General features: G+C 71.1%; 26 protein-coding genes and 1 pseudogene. 15 read left to right on the forward strand and 12 right to left on the reverse strand.

Translation table 11 applies throughout. The features are described from left to right. Positions 1-53: 53 nt before the first annotated feature. Entirely contained in the window at positions 54-1,316 is a 1,263-nt protein-coding gene (locus tag ABZ079_RS08390) for a VWA domain-containing protein (protein WP_356938636.1), read from the forward strand. Next, the gene (locus ABZ079_RS08395; protein WP_356938637.1) at positions 1,316-2,116 is read left to right on the forward strand and encodes a hypothetical protein; all 801 of its coding nucleotides are present in this window, start codon (positions 1,316-1,318) and stop codon (positions 2,114-2,116) included. The genes ABZ079_RS08390 and ABZ079_RS08395 overlap by 1 nt, the downstream gene beginning before the upstream one ends. Positions 2,117-2,219: 103 nt before the next feature. Here the strand turns inward: ABZ079_RS08395 and ABZ079_RS08400 are convergent, their stop codons facing one another. Next, positions 2,220-2,846 (reverse strand): helix-turn-helix domain-containing protein, encoded by a 627-nt coding sequence (locus ABZ079_RS08400; RefSeq protein ID WP_356938638.1) that lies wholly within the window; start codon positions 2,844-2,846, stop codon positions 2,220-2,222. 87 nt (positions 2,847-2,933) lie between these two features. Between ABZ079_RS08400 and ABZ079_RS08405 the strand changes: the two genes are divergently transcribed. The 6 genes from ABZ079_RS08405 to ABZ079_RS08430 all read left to right on the forward strand — a co-directional run bounded on the left by ABZ079_RS08405 (position 2,934) and on the right by ABZ079_RS08430 (position 8,774). After that, positions 2,934-4,142: a pyridoxal phosphate-dependent aminotransferase gene (locus ABZ079_RS08405; protein ID WP_356938639.1), complete on the forward strand. Its 1,209-nt coding sequence runs from the start codon at positions 2,934-2,936 to the stop codon at positions 4,140-4,142. 155 nt (positions 4,143-4,297) lie between these two features. Continuing rightward, positions 4,298-6,133 (forward strand): trypsin-like serine protease, encoded by a 1,836-nt coding sequence (locus tag ABZ079_RS08410; protein WP_356938640.1) that lies wholly within the window; start codon positions 4,298-4,300, stop codon positions 6,131-6,133. Between the two features lie 28 nt (positions 6,134-6,161). After that, positions 6,162-6,701 carry a DUF4232 domain-containing protein gene (locus tag ABZ079_RS08415; protein ID WP_356938641.1) on the forward strand — a complete coding sequence of 180 codons (540 nt, stop codon included), beginning with the start codon at positions 6,162-6,164 and terminating at the stop codon, positions 6,699-6,701. A gap of 251 nt (positions 6,702-6,952) precedes the next feature. Then, complete coding sequence (locus ABZ079_RS08420) at positions 6,953-7,552, forward strand: histidine phosphatase family protein (protein WP_356938642.1); 600 nt, start codon at positions 6,953-6,955, stop codon at positions 7,550-7,552. Positions 7,553-7,660: 108 nt separating this feature from the next. After that, positions 7,661-8,299: a hypothetical protein gene (locus tag ABZ079_RS08425; RefSeq protein WP_356938643.1), complete on the forward strand. Its 639-nt coding sequence runs from the start codon at positions 7,661-7,663 to the stop codon at positions 8,297-8,299. 52 nt (positions 8,300-8,351) lie between these two features. Beyond that, complete coding sequence (locus ABZ079_RS08430) at positions 8,352-8,774, forward strand: acyl-CoA thioesterase (protein WP_356938644.1); 423 nt, start codon at positions 8,352-8,354, stop codon at positions 8,772-8,774. Positions 8,775-8,786: 12 nt separating this feature from the next. On the opposite strand, the pseudogene ABZ079_RS08435 reads toward ABZ079_RS08430, so the two are convergent. The 11 genes and pseudogenes from ABZ079_RS08435 to ABZ079_RS08485 all read right to left on the reverse strand — a co-directional run. After that, positions 8,787-8,882: pseudogene (locus ABZ079_RS08435) on the reverse strand (transcriptional regulator); the annotation flags it as partial. Positions 8,883-9,078: 196 nt separating this feature from the next. Beyond that, positions 9,079-10,080 (reverse strand): winged helix-turn-helix domain-containing protein, encoded by a 1,002-nt coding sequence (locus ABZ079_RS08440; RefSeq protein WP_356938645.1) that lies wholly within the window; start codon positions 10,078-10,080, stop codon positions 9,079-9,081. A gap of 214 nt (positions 10,081-10,294) precedes the next feature. Further along, positions 10,295-10,630, reverse strand: coding sequence for a DUF6355 family natural product biosynthesis protein (locus ABZ079_RS08445; protein WP_356938646.1), 336 nt, complete (start codon positions 10,628-10,630; stop codon positions 10,295-10,297). Between the two features lie 368 nt (positions 10,631-10,998). After that, positions 10,999-11,619 carry a TMEM175 family protein gene (locus ABZ079_RS08450; RefSeq protein ID WP_356938647.1) on the reverse strand — a complete coding sequence of 207 codons (621 nt, stop codon included), beginning with the start codon at positions 11,617-11,619 and terminating at the stop codon, positions 10,999-11,001. A gap of 81 nt (positions 11,620-11,700) precedes the next feature. Beyond that, positions 11,701-13,068 carry a nucleobase:cation symporter-2 family protein gene (locus ABZ079_RS08455; RefSeq protein ID WP_356938648.1) on the reverse strand — a complete coding sequence of 456 codons (1,368 nt, stop codon included), beginning with the start codon at positions 13,066-13,068 and terminating at the stop codon, positions 11,701-11,703. A gap of 319 nt (positions 13,069-13,387) precedes the next feature. Continuing rightward, positions 13,388-14,773 carry an 8-oxoguanine deaminase gene (locus ABZ079_RS08460; protein WP_356938649.1) on the reverse strand — a complete coding sequence of 462 codons (1,386 nt, stop codon included), beginning with the start codon at positions 14,771-14,773 and terminating at the stop codon, positions 13,388-13,390. 287 nt (positions 14,774-15,060) lie between these two features. Then, on the reverse strand, positions 15,061-16,008 hold the full coding sequence (gene pucL, locus ABZ079_RS08465) for a factor-independent urate hydroxylase (protein ID WP_356938650.1): 948 nt from the start codon (positions 16,006-16,008) through the stop codon (positions 15,061-15,063). Between the two features lie 4 nt (positions 16,009-16,012). Further along, on the reverse strand, positions 16,013-16,408 hold the full coding sequence (gene uraH / locus ABZ079_RS08470) for a hydroxyisourate hydrolase (RefSeq protein WP_356938651.1): 396 nt from the start codon (positions 16,406-16,408) through the stop codon (positions 16,013-16,015). A 4-nt stretch (positions 16,409-16,412) separates the two neighbouring features. Beyond that, positions 16,413-16,925, reverse strand: coding sequence for a 2-oxo-4-hydroxy-4-carboxy-5-ureidoimidazoline decarboxylase (gene uraD / locus ABZ079_RS08475; protein WP_356938652.1), 513 nt, complete (start codon positions 16,923-16,925; stop codon positions 16,413-16,415). 138 nt (positions 16,926-17,063) lie between these two features. After that, positions 17,064-17,426 carry a helix-turn-helix domain-containing protein gene (locus ABZ079_RS08480; protein WP_356938653.1) on the reverse strand — a complete coding sequence of 121 codons (363 nt, stop codon included), beginning with the start codon at positions 17,424-17,426 and terminating at the stop codon, positions 17,064-17,066. Next, positions 17,423-17,674 (reverse strand): thiamine-binding protein, encoded by a 252-nt coding sequence (locus ABZ079_RS08485; protein WP_356938654.1) that lies wholly within the window; start codon positions 17,672-17,674, stop codon positions 17,423-17,425. The genes ABZ079_RS08480 and ABZ079_RS08485 overlap by 4 nt, the downstream gene beginning before the upstream one ends. A 216-nt stretch (positions 17,675-17,890) precedes the next feature. Here ABZ079_RS08485 and ABZ079_RS08490 point away from each other — a divergent pair, with 216 nt between their 5' ends. From ABZ079_RS08490 to ABZ079_RS08520, 7 genes are all read left to right on the forward strand, one after another. After that, positions 17,891-18,940, forward strand: a complete 1,050-nt coding sequence (locus tag ABZ079_RS08490) for a lytic murein transglycosylase (protein ID WP_356938655.1) — start codon at positions 17,891-17,893, stop codon at positions 18,938-18,940. 101 nt (positions 18,941-19,041) lie between these two features. Further along, positions 19,042-20,064: a sigma-70 family RNA polymerase sigma factor gene (locus ABZ079_RS08495; protein WP_356938656.1), complete on the forward strand. Its 1,023-nt coding sequence runs from the start codon at positions 19,042-19,044 to the stop codon at positions 20,062-20,064. A 109-nt stretch (positions 20,065-20,173) separates the two neighbouring features. Then, positions 20,174-21,103: an ABC transporter ATP-binding protein gene (locus tag ABZ079_RS08500; protein ID WP_356938657.1), complete on the forward strand. Its 930-nt coding sequence runs from the start codon at positions 20,174-20,176 to the stop codon at positions 21,101-21,103. Beyond that, positions 21,100-21,870, forward strand: coding sequence for an ABC transporter permease (locus tag ABZ079_RS08505; protein WP_356938658.1), 771 nt, complete (start codon positions 21,100-21,102; stop codon positions 21,868-21,870). The genes ABZ079_RS08500 and ABZ079_RS08505 overlap by 4 nt, the downstream gene beginning before the upstream one ends. Positions 21,871-21,873: 3 nt before the next feature. Continuing rightward, the gene (locus ABZ079_RS08510) at positions 21,874-22,698 is read left to right on the forward strand and encodes an ABC transporter permease (RefSeq protein WP_356938659.1); all 825 of its coding nucleotides are present in this window, start codon (positions 21,874-21,876) and stop codon (positions 22,696-22,698) included. A gap of 11 nt (positions 22,699-22,709) precedes the next feature. Continuing rightward, on the forward strand, positions 22,710-23,957 hold the full coding sequence (locus ABZ079_RS08515) for an MCE family protein (RefSeq protein WP_356938660.1): 1,248 nt from the start codon (positions 22,710-22,712) through the stop codon (positions 23,955-23,957). Further along, entirely contained in the window at positions 23,954-24,994 is a 1,041-nt protein-coding gene (locus tag ABZ079_RS08520; RefSeq protein WP_356938661.1) for an MCE family protein, read from the forward strand. The genes ABZ079_RS08515 and ABZ079_RS08520 overlap by 4 nt, the downstream gene beginning before the upstream one ends. The last annotated feature ends 44 nt before the right edge of the window (positions 24,995-25,038 follow it).

The following is a 25,038-nucleotide window of genomic DNA, read 5'->3' on the forward strand; positions in this document are numbered from 1 at the left end:
AATCGCCACCCGCACGTTTGGAGCACAGCCCGTCTGATCAATAAGATCCGCCGATGATCAGAAGACAACGGCTGGCGGCGGGAGTCTGCGCTCTCCTCGCCGCCCTGACGGCCGGGACCGCGTTCCCCGCCGGAGCGGTCGCCGACGAGACGGAGCAGGCCGCTCCCAAGGTCGAACTCGTGCTGGACGTCAGCGGTTCCATGCGCACCCGGGACATCGACGGCGGCTCCCGGATGGCCGCGGCGAAGCAGGCGTTCAACGAGGTGCTCGACGCGACCCCGGAGGAGGTCCGGCTCGGCATCCGCACCCTGGGCGCCAACTACCGTGGCGACGACCGCAAGGAGGGCTGCAAGGACACGGAGCAGCTGTACCCGGTCGGCCCGCTGAACCGGACCGAGGCGAAGACGGCGGTGGCCACGCTGGCGCCGACCGGCTGGACGCCGATCGGGCCCGCGCTGCTGAAGGCGGCGGACGATCTGAACGGCGGTGACGGCACCCGCCGTATCGTCCTGATCAGCGACGGCGAGGACACCTGCCAGCCGCTCGACCCCTGCGAAGTGGCGCGGGAGATAGCGGCCAAGGGCATCGGACTGACCATCGACACCCTCGGCCTGGTACCGGACGCCAAGACCCGCGACCAGCTCAGCTGCATCGCGGACGCGACCGGCGGCACCTACACCTCCGTACGGCACAAGGAGGAGCTGAGCGACCGGGTCGGCCAGTTGGTCGACCGGGCGGCCGATCCGGTGGTCACGCCGGTGGCGACCGAGGGCGCGGCCCAGTGCGAGAAGGCGCCGGTGCTCAAGTCCGGGCTCTACACCGACCGTGCGGAGTTCGGGCGGCAACGCTGGTACAAGGTGAGTGTCAACCCCGGCCAGGAACTGCGTACTTCGGTGAGCGTGGCGGCCGACCGGGCCGTCAACCCCGACTACGGGGTGCTGCTGCGAGCGGTTACCTCGCACGGGCGGGAGATCGTGCGCGGTGAGGCGGCGGGCAACGGCCGTACGGATGTGATCTCCACCGGGCTGCGGTATCCGAAGCCGGAGAGCGACGACGACACGGCGCCCGCGGAGACCGTGTGCCTGCAGGTCACCCAGTCGTTCTCGGCGGGGGCGGGGGTGAAGACCACGCCCGGTCTGCCGCTGGAGCTGACCGTCGACGTCGTGGACGGGCCGTCGGGCCACCACGACGTGGCCTCCTTCGGGCTCGGCCGCGGCTGGTGGCTGCTGGGCGCCCTGGTGCTGGTCGGCTTCCTGGCGGGCCTGCTGTGGGGCTGGTTGCCGCGCTGGCGGGTCGCGGTCTGGAGGACGAACTGATGCGGATCACACGTACGCTGGGCGCCGCACTGCTGGCGCTGGGGCTGGCCGCCGGGCCGGCCGCCGCCGACTCCTCGCCCTCCCCGAGCGCCTCCGGCGACGGTAAGGCGCCCACCCAGGCGGGCACCTCGTTCCGTACGGCGACGGAGATCGAGCAGGGGCAGCAGGCCACCGCCTCCGGCTCCACCGGCGACTACCTGTACTGGTCGTTCCCGGCGGACACCGGGCAGCGCCCCACCGTCAAGGCGACGGTCAAGCTCCCGGACACGCACGGCTCGCAGACCTGGCAGCTCGACGTGTACGACGGGCTGCGGCGCCGCCAGGCATGCCAGTACGGAGCCCAGACCCGCACCGCCGCGCAGGGCGCCTCCTCGGTCGAGCTGGCCTGTGTGCTGCGCACGGTACGCGGCTGGTCTGAGCCGTGGGCCGACGACCCGCTGCCGGGCACGTACTACGTCCGGCTGACCGTGGTGGGCCTCGGCGCCTCCGACCTCGGTCTGCCGGTGAGCGCCGAGGTCCGCGTCGACTCCAAGGACATCGGCGGTGCGGCGGCGGTGGACGGCTCGCTGGGCAAGCCCCTCGTCCCCGGGATCGCCGTCAACACCGAGGAGGACGAGGACGGTTCGAAGTCGGCGGTGCTGTCCAGCTTCGGCTCGGACGACGGCTGGTCCTCCGGCTGGTGGTCCGACCGCTGGGTGTGGACCGCGATCGGCGGCATCCTGGCCGCGCTCGCCGGCATCGGCGGGTACGCGCTGACACGGGGCACGGGACGGCCGTCCCGGGTGCCACCGAGCGTGTGAGCCGACGTAGGTGAAGGCCCGCCTGATCGGCGGGCCTTCCGTTTCGCCCACCCGCCCCCGACTCGGTCGGCCGGATACCCGGCGTCCGGGGGGCGGCCCGTTTTCACGCCTCCCGGAGCGCCTTGGCGAGCGTGCCGTCGCCGGTCACGGTGACCCGTCCGGCCCGGACGGCGTCGGCCAGGGTCGACTCCCCGCGGGAAACGGCCTCACAGGTCGCGGTGTCCAGATCGAGCCGCGCGTCGACCGCCCCGGGGGCGGGCCCGTCGCCGTACACCGGGCCCTCCTCGGCGCCGACGCGCAGATGGAAGTCCCCTTCCTCCAGACGGACTTCGACCAGCCCCTCCCCCTCCAGGGCCCGCAGCAGCGGCAGCGCGAACCAGTGCGCTCGCACCGCGTCGGTCGGGCGCCGCTCCCCCAGTTCTCCCTCGCCCCACTTCCCGAGCGCCTGTAGTACGGGCAGCAACTGCCTTCCTCGCATCGTGAGTTCGTACACGTACGCCGCGCCGGGCGGGAGCAACCGCCGACGGGTGGTGAGCCCGTCGCGTTCCATGTCCTTGAGCCGGGAGGCGAGCACGTCCGTGCTCACGCCGGGCAGGTCCGCGTGCAGGTCCGTGTAGCGGCGCGGGCCGGCGAGCAACTCCCGGACGATCAGCAGGGTCCAGCGGTCGCCGACGAGGTCGAGGGCGCGGGCGGCGGAGCAGTACTGGTCGTAGCTTCGGCGAGGTGACATGCGACGCAGTCTAGACATGTCGTTGGACTTTCCAAGCTCCCACTTGGTAAAACCAAGCAACATCGGATACCGGAGGGGAAGCGGCGCATGGAGTTCCGGCAGTCGAACAAGCTCAGCGAGGTCTGCTACGAGATCCGCGGCCCGGTGATCGAACACGCCAACGCGCTGGAGGAGGCGGGGCACAGCGTGCTGCGCCTGAACACCGGCAATCCCGCGGCCTTCGGCTTCGAGGCGCCGGAGGAGATCCTCCAGGACATGATCCGGATGCTGCCGCGGGCCCACGGCTACACGGACTCGCGCGGCGTCCTCTCCGCGCGCCGCGCGGTCGCCCAGCGCTACCAGAACGTGGGGCTCGAAGTCGACGTCGACGACGTCTACCTGGGCAACGGCGTCTCGGAGCTGGTGTCCATGGCCGTACAGGCCCTGGTCGAGGACGGCGACGAGATCCTCATCCCCGCACCGGACTTCCCCCTCTGGACCGCCGTGACGACCCTCGCGGGCGGCAAGGCGGTCCACTACCTGTGTGACGAACAGGCCGACTGGAACCCGGACCTGGCCGACATGGCGTCGAAGATCACGGACCGGACCAAGGCCGTGGTCATCATCAACCCCAACAACCCGACGGGCGCGGTGTACCCGAAGGAGGTCGTCGAGGGCATCCTGGACCTCGCCCGCCGGCACGGTCTGATGGTCCTCGCCGACGAGATCTACGACCAGATCCTGTACGACGACGCCGTCCACCATTCGGCCGCCGCGCTCGCCCCCGACCTGGTGGTGCTCACCTTCTGCGGCCTGTCGAAGACCTACCGGGTGGCGGGTTTCCGCTCCGGGTGGCTGGTCGTGACGGGCCCGAAGCAGCACGCGAAGGACTACCTGGAGGGCCTGACCATGCTGGCCTCCATGCGCCTGTGCGCCAACGCGCCCGCCCAGTACGCCATCCAGGCCGCGCTCGGCGGCCGCCAGTCCATCCGTGAGCTGACCATGCCCGGCGGCCGGTTGTACGAGCAGCGGAATGTGGCCTGGGAGAAGCTCAACGAGATCCCCGGCGTGTCCTGTGTGCAGCCCAAGGGTGCGCTGTACGCCTTCCCGCGCATCGATCCCAAGGTCCACGCGATCCACGACGACGAGAGGTTCGTCCTCGACCTGCTGCTGCGGGAGAAGATCCAGGTCGTCCAGGGCACCGGCTTCAACTGGCCCTCCCCCGACCACTTCCGCATCCTCACCCTGCCGCACGCGGACGACCTCGAGGCGGCGATCGGCCGGATCGGACGGTTCCTCAGCGGATACCGGCAGTAGTGGCCCGTTTCGCGCGTCTGTGCGAAGATCACCCCGCATGACCAGGGGGACTGTCGCGGCGTACGGCCCACACGAGCCGCCGGTACGCGCCTGACCAGCGCCGCACCGCGCCGCCGTCCCCTCCGGTCCGATTCCGTCGATCAGGGGGGAGCACCATGTTCTCGCACGGAAGACGCCCGTCCGCGTACGGCGGCGGGCGCCGGGCGGCCGTCGCCGCTCTGTGCGCGGCGGCGCTCGGGCTCGCCGCTCCGGCCGCCCGGGCCGGGTCGCCCGCGCCGCCGTCGCCCACCGCCGGGCAGGAGGCGCGGGACGCCGCCCGGTACTGGACCGCCCAGCGCATGGCGGACGCGCAGCCGCTGGACGCGGTCCGCACCGCGCCGTCCGGGGCCGTGCGGCCGGGCAGCGCGGCGGCGCGGCGGCCCCAGGGCACGATGTTCAAGGGGACCCGCCTGGTAGGGACGTTCTTCGGTTCCGACGGGCCGCGCGGCACCACCTGGCACTGCACCGGCAGCGTGATCGACACCCCGGCGCGGAACATCGTCCTCACCGCGGCCCACTGCGCGCTGAGCATGAAGAGCGACTACCTCTTCGTGCCGAAGTTCGTGAAGGGAGCGGGCCCCGACCAGCAGCCGTACGGCGTCTTCCACATCCAGCGGGTGTTCACCGACCCGCGCTACCAGCCCGACCGGGGGTCGACGACCACCAAGAAAGCCTCGTCCGACCTGGACACCGCGTTCGCACGCGTCTCGGCCAACCAGCACGGCACGTCCCTCCAGGACGCCGTGGGCGGCGGGCTGACCTTCACCCGGCCGTCCGGCTACACCCACCAGAAGGTCACCGTCGTCGGTTACCCCGCGCACCGGCACAACAGCGCCGGACGCGCCGTCAAGTGCACCGTGCCGACGAGGCAACTGCGCGGCTACCGGCAGATGTCGATGACCTGCGGCGGCTACTACGGCGGTGTGTCCGGCAGCCCGTGGATCACCGACTACAAGGACGACGCGCGCTCCGGCCACGTCATCGGCAACCTCGGCGGTTACAACGGCGGCGGCAACGACGCGAACGTCGACTACATCAGCTACGCCCCCGCGTTCGGCGCCGACGCCGCGAACCTCCTCGGTTACGCCGTGGCCGACCAGGCCCCGCCCGCCGACCTGCCCCCGTATCAGGGCCTGGCGGGGAAGCTGGCGGGAGGCGCGGCACGCTGGCGGAAGGCCGCTCTCATGACCTCCGGCGACTACACGGGCGACCGGCGCGGCGACCTGCTCGTGGTCTGGTCCGACGGTGAGGTCACCCTGCATCCCGGCGACGGCAAGGGCGGGTTCCGCACCGAGAAGCGGCTGCGGAAGGCCAACGCCACCTGGACGCACGCCCGGACCCTCACCGGCGGGAACTTCACCGACGGCGATCGGTCCGGCCTGCTGGTGTGCTGGTCCGACGGTGAGGTCACCCTCTACCCGGACCTCGGCGCCTCCGGCTTGGGGCGGGAGATCCGGATGGCGCGCCCCGGCTCCGGGTGGAAGAAGGCCGTACAGATGACGGCCGGGCAGTTCCACGGCGGCAAGGGCGCCACCGACCTGCTGGTCCGCTGGACCGACGGCCGGGTGACCGTGTACACCGGGGTCGGTGCCGGCCCCTTCGGCACGGCGAAGCAGCTCCGCGCGGCGAACGGCACCTGGACCAAGGCAGCCCTGCTGACCGGCGGGAACTTCGGCCGCACGGCCGACTGGGACATCCTCGTGCGCCGGACGGACGGCGCCCTCGACACCTACGCGGCCACCTCGGCCGTGAAGCTCGGCACCAAGGCACCGCTGCGCGGCCCGAACGGTCTCTGGAAGCTCGCCCGGGTCATGACGGCCGGTGACTTCACCGCCGACCACGTCGGCAACGACCTGGTCGTCCGCTGGTCCGACGGGGAGACCACCTTGTACGCCGACACGCGGACCCAGGCCCTCGGCACCGAGCACACGCTGGTTCACCCCGGCACCTGACCACACCGCACATCTTCCAGGGGGAACGATGCGAACGACGACTCGACTGGCCGGCGGCCTGGCCGTCCTCACGGCCGGCCTGGCCCTGACATCCTGCGCCACCACCACGACCGCCGAATCGGACGCGGCGGTACCGCCGTGCCGGACCTCTTCGCTGAAGTGGACGCTGAGCCTGCTCGACAGCGCGGACAAGGACGGCAAGCGGCCCAACGCCCGGCTGACCGCCGCCAACAAGGGCCCCGGAACCTGTGTGTTCGACGGTTATCCGGGCGTGGAGATCCACAACGGGAAAGCGGAGACCATCGACGGTGCCGGCCGGGGCCACGCCGCGTCCCTCTCCGTGCCCGGGAAGGCCACCGTGGTCATCGACCTCCGTTACACGCCCCGCGGCGCCAAGGGCGCGGGCCTGTACTGCGTACGGCAGAGCGATGCGGTGGTCTGGGCCCCGCACGACACCCACCGCGCGGTCGTCCCCGTCGTGGACGCGCACCGGAAGACCGGGGCGATCGACGCCTGCGGGGAGACGATGGCCCTGGAGCCTCCGCGGCGGACGCCGGCCGGATCCTGAGGGCTCCGCAGCGCACCGCGGCCCGCCGCCCGTGCTCCCGCACCGAAAACGGGTCGTGAAGGGAAGGGCGCGCCGCGCCGCCCTGTTGGTGGACTCCGTAGGTGATCACCGAACGGGTACACCCGGCGCCGGTTCGGCTTCCCCTCGGGGGTGGGCGCCGCCGTGGAGAACGGCCGTCTGGCCCAGTCCGTCCTGCGGGCGGCGGCCGCCCTGTGACACCGTGCTGACAGACGAGCGGGAAGGGCGCTGACGTGGGTGACCTCTTTCTCGTCCGGCACGGTGAGACCGAGTGGTCGCGGTCCGGACGGCACACCGGCTGGACCGACGTACCCCTCACCGAGCACGGGCGGGAGGAGGCGCGCCGGCTGGTCCCGCTGATCCGCTCGCACCGGATCGGCGCCGCCTTCGTCAGCCCCCTGCAGCGGGCCCGGGAGACCGCCCGGCTCATCGGCATCCACGACGCCCGGGTCGACACCGACCTGCGTGAATGGGACTACGGCGGGTACGAGGGCGTGACCACCGTGGAGATCCAGCGGACCCGGCCCGGCTGGTTCCTGTTCACGGACGGGGTCGCGCCCGGGCCGCCCGAGCATCCGGGCGAGACCGCGGAGCAGGTCGGGAAGCGCGCCGACCGCGTGCTGGGCAAGGTCGATGCCGCCCTCGCCGACACCGAGGGGGTCGTCGTCCTGGTCGCCCACGGCCATTTCCTGCGCGTCCTCACCGCCCGCCGCCTGGGACTCCCGCCACACCACGGGGCCCTCTTCCAGCTGGCCACGGGCACCCTGTGCCGAATCGGCACCGAGCACGGGCGACCGGTGGTGGCGGGGTGGAACATCCGGCCGCGGGAGTAGAGCGGGGGGCGGCCGGCTTCGCGCCCTCGTTGTCAGACCCGGGCCGTACTCTGCGAATGGGCCGTCTGCCGGGCGGCGCCCCAAGCAGCGGGCACCGGGAGGAGCGTTGTGACACGACCGCCGACCGCCGCCCAGCGGCGGGTGATCGAGGCCGCCGATCCGGTCACCGGCCGGCTGCGGGGCACGGAGGCGCAGCTCGCGGCGCTGGTGAAGCGGGGACTCGCCTTCCGGCATCCGCGGCCGCCGCACGATCACTTCCTGACCCCTGCCGGGCACCGGATACGCGAGGTGGCGCCGGAAGCCGCGGAGGAGCCCGCGGTACCGCAGGAGTCCGCGCCGTCGACGGGGGTGTTCGCGGCCCGCGTCGGCGGTGAGGAGGAGGCCCCGCCGCCGGGGCCGGCGCGGCTGCGCGAGGTGCACAGCGCCTGGCAGGGGCTGCTGGAGCTGCGCCGGATGACCCATCCCGACGGTGCCGTGGACCGGCCGTGCGGCTGGGAGCGTACGCATCTGGTGCGGGCCGCGGCGCTGGCCCTGGAGGCGGCGGGACACCGCCCGGCGGGCGGGGGCGCGGACGGGTACCGGGTACGGGCGACCCCGCAGCCGGAGGCGGTCGCGGTGTACGCGCCGGACGCGGAGACGCTGGCGGCCTGCGCGGCGACGCTGGAGCGGGCCGGATGGCAGGCGGGCGAGTACACCGAGCCGCGGACGAGGGCGCGCTATCTGCTGGCCTCGCCGCGCCGGGCGTGACCGGCGTGCCAAGATCGGTCGACCGGTGATCCGAACGCGAGAAGGGCAAGCAGTGGCCGAACCGTTTTCCGTCCGTGTGACCGTCCGCGGCTACGAGACCGACGTGCAGGGACATCTCAACCAGGCCGTGTACCTCAACTACGCGGAGCACGCCCGCTGGTCGCTGCTCCAGGCGGCCGGGGTGAGCCAGGCCCGGCTCGTGGGCCGGGGTGTGGGCCCGGTGGCGCTGGAGACGACGATCCGCTACCGGCGTGAGCTGCTCGCCGGCGACGAGGTCGACGTGACGTGTGAGTTCGAGTGGGGTGGCGGCAAGACCTTCCGGATCCGGCAGGAGATACGCAAGACCGACGGCACCGTGGCGGCCGAGGTCACCGCGGTGGGCGGTCTGCTGAACCTGCAGGAGCGCAAGCTGCTCGCCGATCCACGGGAGGTGTTCAAGGAGCTGGCGACGGACCTCGGCCTGTTCGGCCTGTAACCGGCCTCCGGTCTACGCGTCGAGCAACCGCGGCTGGTGCTCGGCGTCGTAGGCCGCCCGCGCCTCGGCGATGTACACCCGGTTGCGATCGGCCCAGTCGGTCAGCCGTGTGCTGCCGGGGGCACCGAGCGAGCGGCGTCGAGCAGGACCGCCAGGTACCGGACCAGGATCCGGCCGGTGGCCGTGCGTCGACGACGGACTCGGCGTTGAGGTGGTCGCAGAGGGCCGCGGCGCTCCTCACGGCGGAGGTGAACGCCGCGGACACCCGGCGCACGTGCTCGAACCATTCGCGCCGGGGGTCGGCTCACGGTTCCGTCGTGGTTCCGGTCCCCAGCAGGGCGAGGCCCAGGGGGGTGATGAGGTGCAGTACGGATCCGCCTCGTCGCGTGGTGGTGATCAGTTTGGCGTTCCGGAGCACCGTGGCGTGCTGGCTGGCGGCCGCGACCGAGACGCCGAGGCGGCGGGCCAGCTCCGTCGTCGTGCTGCCTTCCGCCGTCACGCGCAGCGCGGCGGCTCGCGTGCGGCCGAGCAGTGATTCCAGGTTCCGGCCGGGGGTGCCGTCCGCCTCGGCCGGTCCGGTACCGGTCAGCGGCTCGCGGAGGGCCGGCACGGTCAGCCGGGGCGGCTGCGTGATGTCTAACGGGTCCCACAGAAGGCTCACGGCGCGCGGCGAGAAGACAGTGGGAGTGATGAGCAGTCCTCTGCCTCGTAGATGCACCTCCACCCGACGCGGGTAGGGAGCTTCCAGGACGGGCGGACGCCAGCGGACCAGGGGTGCGCAGAGTGAGCGCAGCAGCAGGTCGACGCCTCCCTCGAGCACCAGGTTCGTGTAGCGGGAGGACAGCGCGACGAGTTCGGACCGCCCCTTGTGCCAGTAGGGCTCGACGGCCAGTCGATGGCAGGCGCGCACGGCCGCGGCGAGCTCCCGCCGCGCCTCGCGGTCCCCCTCGGACAGCCTCCTGGCCCACGGCAGGTGCCTGGGATGGAAGTCAACGCCTTGGAACTCTCGGCTCAGCCGGGACACGGGTGCGTGCAGCAGGTTGTCCACGGCGTGGTCCAGGGACGGCACATCACCCATCAGGGCCAGCAGGTCGAGCCCCGGGCCGCGCACCGGAAGCAACGATGTCAACGGGCGCGTGTCCGCCCCCATCCGGCCCGCGACCGCCGACCGCCACGGGCGGAAGTGCGGAAGCTCCCGGTGCTCCCGCAGCAGTTCCAGGCTGTAGTAGGTCTCCGCCGCGACTCCGATCGTCGCGGCCAGACGGGTCCGCACGAGGTCTTCCGACGTGAAGTGGATGCGTAGCACTGACCTGACCCCCTGCCAGAGCGCTGGAGCACGTCCGCGCACCCCGAGCATTCCCCGGCCGGCTCACCGCACGCCTTTCCTTCACCTCACTCATCACAGCGGAACAAGTCAGGCTCGAAAAGGCTCAAGGATCCGGGCAATCGCCGGATCCTTGGGCCTTTTCGGCCGGCCCGCACAACTCAACCGTCACCGAGAAGCTGTGGATCGGAGATGGTTACGAGACGACGCAGCCGGCCCCACCGACGTAGTTCGCGTCCCTGATCTGACTCTTGAGGCCGAGCCGCGTTTCGCCGGGTGGCACGCAGATGGTCCTGTCGAACCCCCGGACGACGTCGAGCTTGATCTTGATTGTGGTGGGACCGCAGTGGTTGTAGTACGCGATTTCCCTGCCCGCGTAGTACCCGCACGGCGAGGCGGCGGCTCGAGTGCCGGCCTCATCGGTGCTGGTGTCACCGGCGTTCGCGGGGGTGATCGAGCTCATCACCGCGGCGGAGCCGAGGACGGCGACCGCCACCCATCGCCGCATGCCATTGACCCGTAAATTCTTCATTCTCGCCACACTCCGCTTCGTGTCTGATGACTCGGACAATGAGCTGTCTCATCGCGCCAGGATGATCCGCCCCTTTGCCGTAGCACACACTGGCAGGCGCCATCTCTCACCGACAAGCCTCTAAGTGACGACTTAAAGCCGCAGGCGAAGCCGCTTCTCTCTGTTCGCCGGCCCGGCCCGGCACGGTGCCCTCCGGCAGGCGTGTCCTCCGACTTCCGCACCCGCACGCTGCGCAGAGCATTGGACGCGACGGTGCAGGCCGCTCTGCGACCGCCGAGGAGGGCTTGATGAAACCCGTGCCGGGCGGGCGCACGCGGCTGAATCCGGATGCCCGGCCGGTACCCGGCGGACGGAGTCGCCGGCCGTCCTCAGGACATCGCCGGGTTCTGCCGGGTCGGCACCGGGACCTGGTTGAAGCCGTAGTACAGGGCGAGCAGGCCGTGCGCGGCCAGGGTCAGGGGCGCGGAGACGAAGGCCAGACCGACGGCCAGCGGGTAGCCCAGGGAGCCCAGCGCGAAGCGGATTCGGGTCGCCCGGGCCGCCGGGACGTCCACGCGGGCGTCGAAGAGGTGACCGGTGCGGGTCAGATGCCACCACAGGGCCTGGAAGGCGAGGGCCATGGCCACCATGACCAGGCTGTAGACAGCGGCCGCCGCGTGCGAGGCGGTGTCCTCGCGCAGATACTCGGCGAGCATCGCGGTCGGCCAGGGCACCGCCGCCACGACCATGAGCAACAACAGGTTCAGAAACATCAGCGTCCGGTCGACCTGGGCCACATGGCTGAATATCTGGTGATGATTGACCCACATGATGCCGATGACCAGGAAGCTCACCGCGTAGGCGGTGTACGAGGGCCACTGCGCGCCCAGTGCGTGCCACAGACCGCCGTGTTCACCCGCCTCCGGCACCTTGATGTCCAGGACGAGCAGGGTGATGGCGATGGCGAAAACCCCATCGCTGAAGGCCTCGACACGGCCGGATTCGTTCATGGCATCCAGGGTGCACCCTGGCGGGCGGGGACACGGCATGGTTTTCCGTACTCGCCCGCACGACCCTGCGTGCGGGGTGGTTCAGTGTGCGGCGGCGATCTCCTCCCCCGCCTCCATCGGAGGGGTGACGTCGTGGGCCTCACGCCCCTTGCCGAGGTGATTGAAGAGCAGGTTGAGGACGACGGCCGTCACACAGCCCGTGGAGATGCCGGAGTCCAGGACGATCTTCGCGGGCCCGGGGAAGGAGTGGTAGAACTCCGGCGCGGTGATCGGGATGATCCCGACGGCGAGGGACACGGCCACGATCAGGACGTTGTTGTCCCTGTCGAGGCCGGCCCGCACCAGGGTCTGGATGCCGCTCGCGGCGACCGAGCCGAACAGGACGATGCCGGCGCCGCCGAGGACCGGGCGGGGTACGACCGCGATGAGGGATGCGGCCATCGGGCACAGCCCCATCAGGACCAGGAAGCCGCCGCCGGTCGCGACGACGTACCGGCTGCGGATCCTGGTCATCGCCACCAGGCCGATGTTCTGGGCGAAGGCGCTGCACATGAAGCCGTTGAAGAGTGGACTGAGCGCCGAGCCGAGGGTGTCGGCGCGCAGGCCCGCCGCGATGGTCGGCTCGTCGGCGGGTCGTTCGACGATCTCGCCGAGTGCCAGCATGTCGGCGGTCGACTCGGTCATCGAGACCACCATCACCACGCACAGCGAGAGGATGGCGGCGAACTGGAACTGGGGGGCGCCGAAGTGGAACGGGGTCGGGAAACCCACCGCGTCGGCGTCCGCGACGGGGCCGAAGTCCGTGACGCCGAACGGGATCGCCACGAGTGTGCCGACGGTCAGGCCGAGCAGGACGGCGATCTGCTTGACGAAACCGCGGGCGAAGCGGCGCAGCAGCAGGACGATGAGCAGGGTGATGCCGGCGAGGGTGAGGTAGGTCGTCGAACCGTAGTCGGCGGCCTTGGGGTCGGGGCCCTGGGCCCAGCCGAAGGCGACCGGCAGCAGCGAGACGCCGATCAGGGTGATGACGGAGCCGGTGACGACGGGCGGGAAGAAGCGGACGGCCTTGCTGAAGAAGGGGGCGGCGAGGAACCCGAGGAAGCCGGCGACGATGACCGCGCCGAAGATGATCGGCAGGGCGTCGGACTTGTCCTCGGTGGACGCGACGACCGCGGTCATGGGGGCGACACCGGCGAAGGTGACGCCGTTGACGAAGGGCAGCCGGGCACCGATCTTCCAGATGCCCAGGGTTTGGAGGAAGGTGGCGAGGCCCGCGGTGAACAGGCAGGCGCCGGTGAGGAACGTCAGGTCGGTCGCGGAAAGGCCCACGGCCGCGCCGACGATCAGGGGTGGGGCGACGACTCCGGCGTACATGGCGGCCACGTGCTGCAGGCCGCTGGTCGCCATTTTGAGGGCGGGGAGTTTCTCGTCGACAGGATGGGCGGCCACGGCGGCTCCTCCGGGCGGTTAACACGTCGTCGTCGACGTGGGTTTCAGGGAGGTGGTGCGGGTGGTCATGGGGGTACCTCCTGCTCGAGCGCAGCCGAGAGCTTGGGGGAGGGACCGTGACGGGGGTGGCACATGAGCGGTGAGCGGTGAAGAGGTGCGGGGGTGACCGGCTCCGGGGCGCGCGCGTCCGCACGTGCCCCGGAGCCGGCCTGCCGTGGATCCCGCTCGGATCCACGGTCCCGGCCGGGAACCGTCCCTTCCCGGCCGGAGTCCTGTGGCGGACCGGTCCTGCGGCGGCCGGCCCGATGGCTCCCGCGGATCAGGCCTGGGCGGCGATCCGGGCGAGGCGCTGGGCCTCCTCGCGGGTGGAGCGGGCGACGGCGTCCTCGTCGACGGTCAGCAGACGGCCGTTGTCGACGATCTGCCGGCCACCCACGAAGGAGGCGGTGACCGGGGCCGCGGCGCCGAACACGAGCGCGGTCACCGGGTCGGCGATGGAGGCGTGGGCGAGGGTGTCCATTTTCCACAGCACCACGTCGGCCAGCTTGCCGGGCTCCAGCGAGCCGATCTGCCCGGCCCGGCCAAGGACCTGGGCGCCGCCGTGGGTGCCGAGCCGCAGCGCCTGGCGGGCGCCCAGCGCGGCCTCACGGTGTGCGCCGAGGCGGTTGATCAGCAGGGCGTTGCGGAGTTCGGTGTGGAGTTCGCCGGACTCGTTGGAGGCGGTGCCGTCGACGCCGAGGCCGACGGGCACGCCTGCCTTGAGCATGTCAGGGACGCGGGCGATACCGGCCGCGAGGCGGGCGTTGGACGAGGGACAGTGGGCGACACCGGTGCCGGTGCGGGCGAAGGCGGCGATGTCGGAGTCGTTCATGTGGACGCAGTGCGCCATCCACACGTCCTCACCGAGCCAGCCCGTGGACTCGAAGTAGTCGGTGGGGCCCATGCCGAACAGCTCGTGGCAGAACCTCTCCTCCTCCATGGTCTCCGAGCCGTGGGTGTGCAGCCGTACGCCCAGCCGCCGGGCCAGCTCGGCGCCGTCACGCATGAGTTCGGTGGAGACGGAGAACGGCGAGCAGGGGGCGACCGCCACCTGGGTCATGGCGTCGAAGGAGGCGTCGTGGTGCTTCTTGACGGTCTCCTCGGTCGCGGCGAGCGCACCGTCCAGCGTCTCGACGGCGAAGTCCGGCGGCAGACCGCCGTCCTTCTCGCTGCGGTCCATCGAGCCGCGGGCCAGCGTGAAGCGGACACCCATCTCGGCGGCGGCCCGGATGATCGAGCCGGACAGGTCGCCGGAGCCCTGCGGATAGACGTAGTGGTGGTCCATGGCGGTGGTGACGCCGCCGCGGGCCATCATGGCGAGGGACCCCTGCGCGGCCGCGTACGTCATCTGCTCGTCGATGCGCGCCCAGGTCGGGTAGAGCGCGACGAGCCAGTTGAACAGGTTGTGGTCGGTGGCCAGACCCCGGGTGATCCACTGGTAGAAGTGGTGGTGGGTGTTGACCAGGCCGGGCGTGGCCAGATGGCCGCTCGCGTCGATCCGGCGCACCACGTTCTCGAGGCCTTCGGGGGCCTTGCCCGCGCCGACCGACTCGATCCGGTCGCCGGCGAGTACCAGGTGTCCACAGGCGTACTCGGTGTCGCCCGCGTCCACGGTCGCGATCGCGCAGTTCTCGATGACGATGCGCTGGGCTGCCGATGGTGCCATGGGGCTTCCTTGTCTTTCAGTGGCGGCCCGTGGACCGGGAGTGTCCACGGGGAGGGCACGGCAGGACCCTAGGAGGATTTGAGTGCCGGAGCCGTCCGGCTCCGGGTGCCGAGATGTGGAACAAGACGTTGAGCGGGACCGTGGCCGGCGCTCCTGCGCTGATCCGCAGGGTGCACCGGCGGGGTGGAACCCGGGGCTGTGGCGGGCCCCTTCGCAGGCTGTGCCATTCTGTTCCCTCCGGTGTGGCGGGCCCCTGGCCCGGGTGGGGGCCGGGCCCGCGTCCCGCGTCAGAGGTTGGTCATGTCGACCGGGATACGGGCCTCACAGCCGTCCCGCAGGATGGTGGCCTCGATGAGGCCGTAGGGGCGGTCGGCGGCGAAGTAGACCTCGTTGTCGTTCTTCAGTCCGAACGGCTCCAGGTCCACCAGGAAGTGGTGCTTGTTCGGCAGCGAGAAGCGGACCTCGTCGATCTCGCCGCGGTTGTTGATGATGCGCGCGCCCATCTGGTACAGCGTCTGCTGCAGCGAGAGGGAGTACGTCTCGGCGAAGGCCTGGAGCATGTGCTTCCTGACCTGCTCGTAGGACTTCTCCCAGTTGGGCGCCTTCTGTTCGTCGTCGGTCCAGTTGAACCGCCAGCGGCCGGAGACCTGGGTGGCCAGGATGCGGTCGTACGCCTCCTGCAGGGTGGTGTACTTGTCCTTGACGTAGCCCCAGAACTCGGAGTTGGTCGAGTTCATCACGACCAGGTCCTTCAGTCCGGAGACGACCTCCCACTTCTCACCGTCGTAGGTGATCTGGGTCAGCCGGGTCTCCTGGCCCTTGCGGACGAAGGAGTGCTTGACCTCGTCGGCGCCGATGAACTTGGAGTTGGCGTCGGAGGTCTCGATCCGCTCCCAGGCGTACTCCTCGATGCGGATCCGGGCGCGGTGGATCGGCTCCTGCGAGGTGACGAAGTGGCGGGCGAGATGGATTCCGAACTGCTCGGCGGACTCGATGCCGTACTCCTTGGCGAACGCGTACACCGTGTTCTTGGTGGTGTCGGTCGGCAGGACGTTGGCGTTGGAGCCGGAGTAGTGGACCTCCTCCATGTCGCCGCTCAGCGCCACGGACACGTTGAGGTCCTTGATGTGGTGGGTGGCGCCGTCCCGCGTGATCCTGACGACTCGGTTCTCGGCCTTGCCGTACTGGTTCTGCCCCAGGATCACAGGGCGGGCAGGGCGGGAATTGACGGTCATGTAGCTAGCTCCCTCGGTAAACGGAGTAGCCGAACGGGTTGAGCAGCAACGGCACGTGGTAGTGCTCGCCCGGTACGACGGCGAACGTGATCGCCACCTCCGGGAAGAACACGCCAGGTCCGCTGTCCCGATTCGCGGGGGCGTCCTGCTGCGCATCGGCTTGCTTCTTCTCGAAATACGCCTCGACGGCGAAGTCGAGCCGTACGTGGGTCGTCCCCGCCGGCAGTGCCGGCAGGTCCTTGCACCGGCCGTCGGCGTCGGTCGCGGATCCGCCGAGCGCCTGCCAGTCCGCATCCCGGCCGGCGCGGGCGGCGAGGTGGACGGCGACGCCCTCGGCGGGGCGGCCGACGGAGGTGTCCAGGATGTGCGTGGACACGGAGGCGGTGGTGCTGGTGCTCATGGTGTCAGGCGTCCTCTTCGACGAGTCGGGCCAGTCGGATGCGGTTGATCTTGCCCAGTTCGGTGCGGACGATCTCCCGCTCCTGTTCCGGCGCGTTGCCGATCCGCTCCCTGACCGCGTCCCGCATCTGCTCGGCGGTCCTTCCGGTGGCGCAGATGAGGAACACATGACCGAACCTGTCCTGATAGGCCAGGTTGAGGTCGAGCATCTCGGCCTTGAGTTCCTCGGAGGCGCCGGCCATGCCGCGCTGTTCGCGGGCGGAGGTCGGGTCGCCGGGCTTGGGGCGCCCGATCGGCGGGTGCCCGGCCATCGCCTCTTCGAGGTCCGCGGTGGTCAGCTCGGCCATGGCGGCGTCGCTGGCGGTGCAGAGGTCCTCCACGGTGGCGTACGGGCGGGCGGCGAGCAGTCGCCGGGCCCACTCGGTGGACGCGCACGCCTCGTGGAGGGTGGCGAGCGCCGCGTGCTCCTCCAGGTCGTTGAACCGGGCCAGGCCCGGGGGCGTGGAAGTCGAAGTCACGGGAGCCTCCGTGGCCGGAAACGGCCTTCGTGCGGAACGGGCTGCCGATAGCTAACGCCCTCGGAAACACCACGTCAACACTTTGTTGAAAAATCGGTGGTGGCCAGTCCGGGTGCGCCCGCCCTCTCCCGGCGGCTCTCAGCCCTCTTTCTCGCGGTTGAGGTAGTTGTAGACGGTGAAGCGGCTCACCCCGAGCGCGCTCGCCACGGTCTCCACGCCGTGCCGTACGGAGAACGCGCCGCGGGCCTCCAGTATCCGTACGATCTCCTGCTTCGCCTTGCGGTCCAGCTCGGCGAGGGGCTTGCCCCGCTTACGCTCCATGGCCGCCAGGATGTGGTCGAGCGAATCCGCCAGCTGGGGCAGGCGTACGGCGACGACGTCGACGCCCTCCCAGGCGAGGACGACGTCCTCGGGACCGGCCTCGTCCGGCGGGAGCATCTCCCCGCCCATGGCGTCGACCAGCGGCTTCACGGCCGTGATGAAGGGCTCGTCCCCGGTCACCTATCGCCCTCCCCGATCACGTTGACCTGGAGCGAGACCCGGGTGGCGCCGGCCTCCAGGGTCTTGCGCAGCAGGGCGTCCACGGCCGTGAGCACCGCGTCGGCAGCGCCCTCCACGGTGTTGCCGAACGGGCCGACGTCCACCGCGTCCAGCTTCGCCGCCTCGACGACCTCGCGGGCGACCAGCGCGTGCGCGGGCGCCTCGTCGAGATCGAAGGGCTCGGTCGTGAACTCCACTCTCAGTCGCACTGTGCCCCCATGGCATCTGTTCCGACCCGCGCGTTCCGGCGGGCCGGCGATCGGGGTCGGTGACCGCCCCGACCGCTTGGTGAGACCTTAACGGACCCCGCGTGCGTCGCCCGCTCCCGCGAAGGCCCCCGCCGGATCCGCCCCGCTCCGCGCGACGGACCCGCCGTCCGGCCGCGTAGAGCAGACGACGGATTCACTCACGGAAGGGACTGCACAGTGACAGCGCGTGCACTCAAGGCGGCACGGAGAGGTGCCAGGAGTACGGCGGTCGCGGCGGCGGCGATGGCCGCACTGACCGCGTCGCAGGCGCCGGGGGCGGTCACGGCGCAGGCGTCGGAGCCCGCCCGGAAGGCGGCACCCGCCGAGCCCGGGCCAAGCGTGTCCGGCGACACCCCCTACCGTACCGATCTCCCCCCGCTGCGGACCCACGAGAAGGTCCCCGCTCAGGGAGTGGCGGGCGGCGCCCTGCCCGCGACGGTGTTCGCCGCGTACCGGCGTGCCGAGGCGGAACTCGCGCGGACCGCGCCCGGCTGCCGGCTGCGCTGGCAGCTGCTGGCCGCGATCGGCCAGGTGGAGTCCGGGCAGGCGCGGGGCGGGCGGGTGACCTCGGACGGTACGACCGTGACGCCCATCCTCGGTCCCCGGCTGACCGGCGGCGCCTTCGCCGTCGTACCGGACACCGACGGCGGCGCCCACGACGGGGACGCGGCGTACGACCGCGCGGTCGGCCCGATGCAGTTCATCCCGTCGACCTGGGCCCGCTGGGGTGCGGACGGCAACGGCGACGGGCACGCCGACCCGGACAACGTCTACGACGCGGCCCTCGCCGCCGGCCGCTATCTGTGTGCGGGCGGCCGGGATCTGTCGAACCCCGCCGGCCTGGACGGCGCGATCCTCGGCTACAACCACTCGGACGCCTATCTGCGCACGGTCAAGGCCTGGTACGCGTACTACCTGACCGGACACCGGGTGGTGCCGGACGCGTCCGCCGAGTCCCCGGGCCGGCCGAAGCCGTCCCGCCCGAAGACCCAGAAGATCCCGAAGACCCCGAAGACCCGGGCGAAGACCTCGGACGACCGGAAGCCGGGCGCGGGCCCGTCGCGCACGCCGTCGGCCCCGCCCCCCTCGCCCTCTCCCGCCCCGTCCCGTACCGCCGAGGTCCCGAAGGCACCGCACACGCCGCTGGTCCCCGTCCCCGCACCGACCCTCACGCTGTCCGGTGGCGGTGTGCTGCCCGACGCGGGGCCGCTGACCAGCAACAGCTAGAACACGATGAGCGTCTCCCCCTCCACAATCGCGGATACCCGGCGGTAATGTCGCCACCCGCCGGAAGCACAGGACCGGCGGGTGCGTGTGAAGGGGCCCTCATGGCGACGGACATGCCTGCGGACATCAAGGCCGCCGACGAGCGTTGGCAGCGCATGTGGAGCCACCGCGAGCAGCTGCTCAAGGTGGCCCGGCGGCGCTCGATGAGCCCGGAGGACGCCGAGGACGCCGTGCACGAGGCGATGCTGCGGGCCGCGGAGCGCCCGGATCTCGACGACGAGCGGCTCGGCGCCTGGCTGACGACGGTGACGATGCGGCTGTGCGTCGACCGGTACCGGCAGGTCAACCGCGAGGCCGAGGTGGGCAGCCGCCCCACGCTCGTCGCGCCGGGCCCCGTGCCCGTCGAGGAGGCGGTGTGCGACCGGGCCGAGGCCAGGTGGCTCGCCGTGCGCAGCGGGGAGCTGCCCGCCCGGCAGGCGGAGGCGCTCCGGCTGAAGTCCGAGGACCTGGACGTGAGCCAGGTCGCCGTGCGGATGGGGCTCAGCTACCGGACCGTGGAGTCGCTGCTCGCCCGGGCCCGGCGGACGCTGCGCGCCTCACTGGCCGGGACGCTCGGGCTCGTGCTGTTCCTGGTCGGGCGCGGGCGGCCGCGCGGGGGCGGGAAGGTGCAGGCCGTCGCGGTCACCTCGACGGCGGCGACCCTGGCGGTGGCGGGGTTCGTGCTGCCGTACGCGCTCGACGGCGGCGGCGCGACTACTCCGGCTCCGGCGGTGTCCAGCGGGGCGCAGGTGCTCCGCACCGACGGCACCGGACAGGGTCGCGCTCCTCGGACGCGCAGGTCCCCGGCCCCGGCGGCGGCTCCGAGCCGGACGGCGACCCGACCGCCCGCCGGCGCATCCGTCGTTCCACTCCCCGTGCCGTCCCTGCCGGAGGTCTCGTCGCCGCCGCTTCCCGAGCTGCCGGTGGAGTCCGCGGTGCCGTCGGTGCCGCCGCTCCCCTCCGCGCCGTCGGTGCCGCCGCTCCCCTCCGCGCCGTCGGTGCGGTCGCTGCCCTCCGCGCCGTCCCTCCCGTCTGTTTCCCTGCCCGTGGCCACCCTGAGCGTGCTTCCCACGAAGCTGCCGTAGCACGCCGGAAACACGTCCGGAAAAAACTTCCCGGCCGCCGCGACGGACGCGTCGCCCCTCCCCGTAGAGCAGATGTCGGAGCTGCTCCACGGGCGAAGGGTGGGACCGGATGGGTGTCGAGATCTGTGTGGAAGGGCTGACCAAGTCCTTCGGCCACCAGGTCATCTGGCAGGACGTGTCGCTGACGCTGCCCGCCGGGGAGGTCTCGGTGATGCTCGGCCCCTCGGGGACGGGCAAGTCGGTGTTCCTCAAGACGCTCGTCGGCCTGCTGAAGCCGGAGCGCGGCTCGGTGAAGGTCGCGGGCCGGGACATCACCCGCCTGCGGGAACGCGACCTGTACGAGGTGCGGAAGCTGTTCGGGGTGCTGTTCCAGGACGGCGCGCTGTTCGGCTCGATGAACCTGTACGACAACATCGCCTTCCCGCTGCGCGAGCACACCCGCAAGTCCGAGAGCCAGATCCGGCACATCGTGCTGGAGAAGATGGACATGGTCGGGCTGATCGGCGCCGAGGGGAAGCTGCCCGGCGAGATCTCCGGCGGTATGCGCAAACGGGCCGGGCTCGCCCGCACCCTCGTGCTCGATCCGGAGATCATCCTCTTCGACGAACCGGACTCGGGCCTCGACCCGGTGCGCGTGGCCTACCTCAACCAGCTCATCGTCGACCTCAACGCACAGATCGACGCGACCTTCCTGATCGTCACGCACGACATCGCCTCCGCCCGCCAGGTCCCGGACAACATCGGGCTGCTGTTCCGCCGTGAGCTGGTGATGTTCGGACCGCGCGAGCAGCTGCTGACCAGTGACGAGCCCGTCGTACGGCAGTTCCTGAACGGCCGGATGCAGGGGCCGATCGGCATGGCGGAGGAGAAGGACGCGGCCCAGGTCGAGCAGGAGCTGGCCCAGATCGACGAGGGCGGCGGAGCCGAAGGCCTCACTCCCCGCCTGCTGCCGAGCCCCGGTATCCCCCGTCCGCCCCGCTGGGAGGCGATCGCCCGACGGGAGACCGAGCTGCACCGGAAGGAGGTGAGCAGCGCATGAGACTCTCCCCGACGGGTGCACTGCGGCACTCGGGCAACCTGTTCGCGATGGCGCTGGACGTCGTCCGGACCCTGCCCCGACGGCCGTTCCAGGCAAGGGAGTTCATTCAGCAGGCGTGGTTCGTCGCGAGTGTGACGATCCTGCCGACGGCCCTGGTGTCCATTCCCTTCGGGGCGGTCATCGCACTCCAGATCGGCAGCCTGACACGGCAGTTGGGTGCGCAGTCCTTCTCCGGTGCCGCGTCCGTGCTCGCCGTACTGCGCGAGGCCTCGCCGATCGTCACCGCGCTGCTGATCGCGGGCGCGGGCGGTACGGCGATCTGCGCGGACCTCGGGGCGCGAAAGATCCGGGACGAGATCGACGCGATGCAGGTACTCGGCATCGACCCGATCCACCGGCTCGTCGTCCCCCGCGTGCTGGCCTCGATGGTCGTGGCCGTCCTGCTCAACGGCCTCGTCTCGGTCGTCGGCGTCGCGGGCGGCTACTTCTTCAACGTCATCCTCCAGAACGGCACGCCCGGCGCCTACCTGGCGTCCTTCACCACCCTCGCCCAGCTCTCCGACCTGTGGGCGGCCGAGATCAAGGCGCTGGTCTTCGGGGCCATCGCGGCGATCGTCGCCTCGTACAAGGGGCTCACCGCGCAGGGCGGTCCGAAGGGCGTGGGTGATGCCGTCAACCAATCCGTGGTGATCACCTTCATGTTGCTGTTCGTGACCAATTTCGTGATGACCGCGGTGTACTTCCAGGTCGTCCCGCAGAGGGGTTAGCCGATGCGACCTCAAAGACTCCTCGACCGCCCCTTGCGCTCCCTGGAGGAGCTGGGCGCCCAACTCACCTTCTACGGCCGGTCGCTGGCCTGGACCGGCCGTACCCTGCGCCGCTACAAGAAAGAGGTCCTGCGGCTGCTCGCCGAGGTCAGCTTCGGGCGCGGCGCGCTCGCCGTCGTCGGCGGCACGGTCGGCGTGATCGCCTTCCTCTCCTTCTTCACCGGCACCGAGGTCGGCCTCCAGGGCTACGCGGCCCTCAACCAGCTCGGCACCTCCAACTTCGTGGCGTTCCTGTCGGCGTACTTCAACACCCGGGAGATCGCCCCGCTGGTCGCCGGACTCGCCCTGTCCGCGACGGTCGGAGCCGGCTTCACCGCGCAGCTCGGGGCGATGCGGATCAGCGAGGAGACGGACGCGCTGGAGGTGATGGGCGTCCCGTCGCTGCCGTTCCTGGTGACGACGCGGATGATCGCCGGCTTCGTCGCGGTGATACCGCTGTACGTGATCGGGCTGCTGTCCTCGTACCTCGCCGCCCGCACCATCACCACCGGCTACTACGGGCAGTCGACGGGCACCTACGACCACTACTTCCAGCAGTACCTGCCGCCGGTGGACGTCCTCTGGTCCTTCGGCAAGGTCATCGTCTTCGCCGTGCTGATCATCCTGGTGCACTGCTACTACGGCTACTACGCGGGCGGCGGCCCGGCGGGTGTCGGCGTCGCGGTGGGCCGGGCGGTGCGGACGTCGATCGTCGCCGTCAACGTCCTGGACTTCTTTCTGAGCCTCGCGATCTGGGGCGCCAGCACGACCGTGCGGATCGCGGGGTGAGGGCGGTGCGGATGCGCAAGACGAGACTCAGGTTGTACGGCATCGCGTTCATCGCCGTGCTCGCGCTGCTGCTGTCGCTCGCGGTGGCCGTCTACCGGCAGGCGTTCACGTCCGTCGTACGGATCACTCTGGAGGCCGACACCCTCGGCAACCAGCTCGATCCGCGCGCCGACGTCAAGCTGCGCGGGCTGCTGGTCGGTGAGGTGCGCGCGGTGCACGCGGACGGCACGAAGGCCACGCTCGACATCGCGCTCAAGCCGGCGCATGCCTCGTCCATCCCCTCGGACGTGCACGCGCGGCTGCTGCCCAAGACCCTGTTCGGCGAGAAGTACGTCGACCTGGTCCCGCCCGCGCACTCCTCGGCTCGGCCCATCCGCGCCGGGGACGTCATCACCCAGGACCGCACGAAGGTCGGCATCGAGCTCCAGCAGCTGATGAACGACCTGCTGCCGCTGCTGCGCACCGTCAGGCCCGGTGAACTGAACGCCGCGCTCTCGGCGTTCGCCACCGCGCTGGAGGGCCGCGGCGACCGGATCGGCGACAACCTCACGCGGGTGGAGGGCTATCTGCGCCACCTCAACCCGCACCTGCCGTCGCTCAAGGAGGACATCTCGCGCTTCGCCGACGTCGCCGAGGTCTACGGCAACGCCGCGCCCGACCTGATGCGGATCCTGCGCAACACGGTCACCACCAGCCGGACGATCGTCGAGAAGAAGGACCAGCTGGCCGCAGCGCTCCGCGCGACCGCTTCCGTGGCGGGCACGGCGGACGACTTCCTCGCCGAGAACGGCGACCGGCTGATCACCCTGGGGCGGGTCTCCCGCCCCACTCTGGAGCTCTTCGCCCGCTACTCCCCCGAGTACCCGTGCCTCTTCCAGGGCCTGGTGCGGCAGGAGAAGGCGTCGGAGGAGGCGTTCCGGGGCGGGGAGATGCGGATCACCCTCGAGGTCGTCCGGCAGCAGGGGGCGTACCAGCCCGGTGAGGAGCCGGTCTACGCAGAGCGGTCGGGCCCGAACTGCCGTGGCCTGCCGCATCCGCGGGTGCCCGGGCCGAAACCCCATCTCGACGACGGTACGTCGGCCGGAAGTCCGGGCGGCGCGCTTCCCGGAGGTGTCAACGTGTCCGCCACCGAGGCCGAGCAGCGGGCCGTCGGCTCGCTCGTGGCCCCCGTCATGGGCGTCCCGGCGGACGAGGTGCCGCCCGTCGCGACCCTGCTGTTCGGGCCGCTCGCGCGTGGAACGGCGGTGAGTGTCGCATGAGCAGGGCAGGAGCCCGGCAGACCGCCGCCCCACTGATCAAGTTCAGCATCTTCGCGCTGGTCACGATCGCGGCGACGGCCCTGCTGGCCGCGACCATCGTCAACATCTCGTTCACCTCGAAGGACACGTACCACGCGGTGTTCGCCGACGTGACCGGGCTGGAGACCGGCGACGACATCCGGGTGGCCGGAGTGCGGGTCGGGCAGGTCGAGGGCATCCGGATCAAGGACCGGACCCTGGCCGAGGTCACCTTCACGGTCACCTCGGACCGGCCGCTGCTCGCGGGCACGCACGCGGTCGTCCGCTACCGCAACCTGGTCGGGCAGCGGTACATCGCGCTGACCGAGGGGGTCGGCGACGGCACCACCCGGCTGCGGCCCGGCAGCACCATCCCGCTGGCCCGGACGCAGCCGGCGCTGGACCTCAACGCCCTGTTGAACGGATTCAAGCCGCTGTTCGCCGCGCTCAGCCCGAACGACGTCAACCAGCTCGCCACCGAGATCATCAAGACCCTCCAGGGCGAGGGCGGCACGGTGAACAGCCTGCTCGCGCACACGGCGTCGCTGACCACGACCCTCGCCGACCGCGACCAGCTGATCGGCTCGGTGATCGAGAACCTCGACACCGTCCTGGAGACGCTCGACAAGCGCGGCTCCCGCTTCTCCGGGCTGCTCAGGCAGCTGCGCCGGGTGATCTCCGGACTGTCCGCCGACCGCAAGCCCATCGGGCGGTCCCTGGTGAGCATCGGCGACCTCACGGACGTCACGTCGGGGCTGCTCAAGGACGCGCGTCCACCGCTGAAGGACGACATCGCCGGTCTGAATGACCTGACGGGAAACCTGAACAAGAACGAGAAGACCGTGGAGGGCGTCCTGAAGCGGCTGCCGAACAAGCTCGACAAGCTGACCGGGACGGCGTCCTACGGCTCCTGGTTCAACTTCTACCTCTGCGACTTCGACGGCCGGATCGTGCTGCCGAAGACGAAGCAGGTGATCACCCCGGAGCTGCACGTGGCACGGGCGAGGTGTGGCGGATGAGCATGCGCGTCCCGCGGCGCAGGGTCCGCCGCCCCGAACCACTG

This window comes from Streptomyces sp. NPDC006314 (genome assembly GCF_040613075.1).
Classification (GTDB): Bacteria; Actinomycetota; Actinomycetes; order Streptomycetales; family Streptomycetaceae; genus Streptomyces.